Here is a 3,319-nt window from a genome sequence, read left to right on the forward strand (position 1 = left end):
CTCCATTATTTCTAATGGAGTTTATCATGTGGGCGATGAGGGGTTCGAACCCCCGACCCCCTCGGTGTAAACGAGGTGCTCTGAACCAGCTGAGCTAATCGCCCTATTTTATTAGGTTGCTATCATTACCTGATTGCGAGTGCAAATATAGTGTTAGAATTTGATTCTGCAAGGCCTTTTTGAAAAAAAAATCAAAAAAAATTTGAATTAAATTGTAATAATCTAGCAGACAGAATTCTACAAATATAACGAAACACATGATATGTTTTGTATTGACATCTGTTAGTCCTACATTTGCAGTATAAACAAATATCAATGGCTAGGTTCAAAGAAAACGATTTACCAAAATCAAAAATTACGGCATCGTCTCTGCAAAAAGCAACTGTAATTTTTCGTTTTGCTGGAAAGCATCAATGGAAATTTTATGTAGGTTTACTTTTTTTAGTTTTTACGGGGGGTACGGCCCTGGCATTTCCTAAGCTGATGGGAATGCTAATTGATTGTGTTAAGAATAAAGACAACGACCAAGCAAATATAATTGCCGGCGGATTGCTTGTAATCTTATTTCTTCAATCTATTTTCTCCTTTTTTAGATTGTCTTTATTTGTGAATTTTACTGAAAATACACTAGCAAATCTCAGGTTAGCGCTTTATTCAAATTTAGTAAAATTACCTATGTCTTTCTTCTCACAAAAACGTGTAGGAGAACTTAATAGTCGCATTAGCTCAGATATCACGCAAATACAAGACACACTTACATCAACTATTGCAGAATTTTTACGCCAGTTTATATTAATTGTTGGAGGAGTTCTTCTATTGGCCAATGAGAGTATAAAACTTACACTTTTAATGTTGTCTGTTGTACCTCTGGTTGCAATTGCAGCTGTTGTATTTGGTAGATTTATAAGAAAATATTCTAAAAACGTTCAGGATAAAGTAGCAGAAAGTCAAGTTATTGTAGAGGAAACAATGCAGGGAATTAGTATTGTAAAAGCTTTTGCGAATGAATGGTATGAAATTGCTCGATACAATTTAAAAATCAAAGAAGTTGTTTCTATTGCTATAAAGGGCGGTAAATACCGTGGCTACTTTGCTTCCTTTATTATTTTCTGTCTTTTTGGGGCTATTGTGGCTGTAGTTTGGTACGGAGTTCAATTGAGCATTAGTGGCGAAATGAGTGTAGGTCAATTGATTTCATTTGTATTGTACTCTACCTTTGTAGGTGCTTCTTTTGGTGGCATAGCAGAGCTTTATGCACAAATTCAAAAAGCAATAGGAGCTACAGAACGTGTTTTTGAACTGCTTGATGAAACTCCAGAAAAAATAAACTCTAACAAAGAGAAAGTTGAAATACAAAAAATAAAGGGTACAGTAGAATTTAAAAATGTTGCTTTTAGTTATCCGTCAAGAAAGGAAATAAAGGTTTTAAAAAATGTGAATTTTTCAGCTAATTTTGGTCAAAAAATAGCAATAGTAGGACCTAGTGGAACGGGGAAATCTACAATAGCCTCACTCCTGCTTCGTTTTTATAATATTGATAATGGTGAAATTTTAATTGATGGAAAAAACATTTACGACTACGATCTTGAAAACCTTCGCGGTAATATGAGTATTGTTCCTCAAGATGTTATTCTTTTTGGAGGAACTATTAAAGAGAATATTGCTTACGGAAAACCTAATGCAACGGACCAAGAAATTTTAGTGGCAGCAAAACAAGCTAATGCATATCAATTTATAGAAAGTTTTCCAGAAAAATTTGAGACAATAGTAGGTGAAAGAGGAATAAAACTTTCAGGCGGACAACGTCAACGCATTGCAATTGCTAGAGCTTTATTGAAAAATCCTAGTATTTTAATCCTAGATGAAGCAACTTCAGCTCTTGATAGTGAAAGTGAAAAATTAGTTCAAGAAGCTCTTGAAATTTTAATGGAAGGTAGAACCAGTATTATTATTGCACATAGACTTTCAACAATTCGCTCTGCAGACCAAATATTAGTTTTAGATAATGGTATAATTGCTGAACAAGGAACACATCAAGATTTAATTGTACTTGAAAATGGAATTTATAAAAACTTAAGCAACCTGCAGTTTAGTAATTCTTAAATTATTTTTAGAACCAAAAAAAAACTCCAATTTAATATTAAATTGGAGTTTTTTTGGTTTTATTATTTTCCTTTTCTTCTATTTCTTTCCGCTTTAATCATCATTAACTCTCGGCTTGTTTGACCAGCTACTGATGTGTTTTCTTCGGCACGACGAATTAAATAAGGCATTACATCTCTTACTGGACCAAAAGGTAAATATTTAGAAACATTATAGCCTGAATTCGCTAGATTATAACTAATATTATCACTCATGCCGTATAATTGCCCAAACCATATTCTATTATCATTAGATTTAATTCCTTTTTCATGCATTAAATTCATGAGTGTATATGTGCTAGACTCATTGTGAGTACCTGCAAATATTGACATCATGTCTAGATTTTCTGTCATATAACTAATGGCCGCATCATAATTAATATCTGTAGCTTCTTTTGAGGCACAAATAGGTGTAGGATATCCTTTTTCTTGTGCACGTACATTTTCTTTCTCCATATACGCACCACGAACTATTTTCATACCTATATGAAATCCTTCATTTTTAGCTTGCTCATGTAATTTTTTCAGGTAATCCAATCGGTCCCAACGGTACATTTGCAAAGTGTTAAAAACAATCGCTTTCTCTTTATTGTATTTGCGCATCATTTGAGTCACAAGATCATCGGCAGCATCTTGCATCCAACTTTCTTCACCATCTATCAATAGTGATACATTTTTTTCATGAGCTTCTTTACAAACCAAATCAAATCGAGCTACCACTCTATTCCATTCAATTTGTTCTTCTTCATTTAATTTTTCATTGTTACCTAGCTTTTCATACAATTCAAATCGTCCAAAACCTGTTGGTTTAAAAACGGCAAAAGGAATTGCATCTCTTTTCTTAGCAAAGTCGATTGTTTTTAATGTCATTTTCAAAGCAGCATCAAACTGATCTTCTTCTTCTTTTCCTTCTACTGAGTAATCCAATACAGAAGTCACGCCTTTAGTAAACATTTTATCAACAACACTAAGACAGTCCATTTCGTTAACACCTCCACAAAAATGATCAAAAACCGTTGCTCTTATTAATCCTTCTACTGGTAAATTTGCTTTGATTGCAAAATTGGTAACTGCAGTTCCTATTCTAACAAGAGGCTGATTAGCTATCATTTTAAATAAAAAATATGCACGATCAAGTTCTGTATCGCTTTTTAATGCAAAGGCAACTTGTGTATTAT

2 protein-coding genes and 1 tRNA gene are annotated in these 3,319 nt (G+C 33.2%); 1 reads left to right on the forward strand and 2 read right to left on the reverse strand.

The features are described 5' to 3' along the window. Positions 1–29 precede the first annotated feature (29 nt). Positions 30–104: transfer RNA gene (locus FPG59_RS15100), tRNA-Val, on the reverse strand. A 211-nt stretch (positions 105–315) separates the two neighbouring features. On the opposite strand from FPG59_RS15100, the gene FPG59_RS15105 reads away from it, so the two are divergent. After that, positions 316–2,103 carry an ABC transporter ATP-binding protein gene (locus FPG59_RS15105; protein WP_086455384.1) on the forward strand — a complete coding sequence of 596 codons (1,788 nt, stop codon included), beginning with the start codon at positions 316–318 and terminating at the stop codon, positions 2,101–2,103. A 62-nt stretch (positions 2,104–2,165) separates the two neighbouring features. Here FPG59_RS15105 and FPG59_RS15110 read toward each other — a convergent pair. Further along, a partial coding sequence (locus FPG59_RS15110; RefSeq protein WP_086455385.1) for a proline dehydrogenase family protein occupies positions 2,166–3,319 on the reverse strand: 1,154 nt, incomplete at its 5' end.

Origin of the sequence: Flavobacterium sp. FPG59, from assembly GCF_002150205.1 — a bacterium.
Classification (GTDB): Bacteria; Bacteroidota; Bacteroidia; order Flavobacteriales; family Flavobacteriaceae; genus Flavobacterium.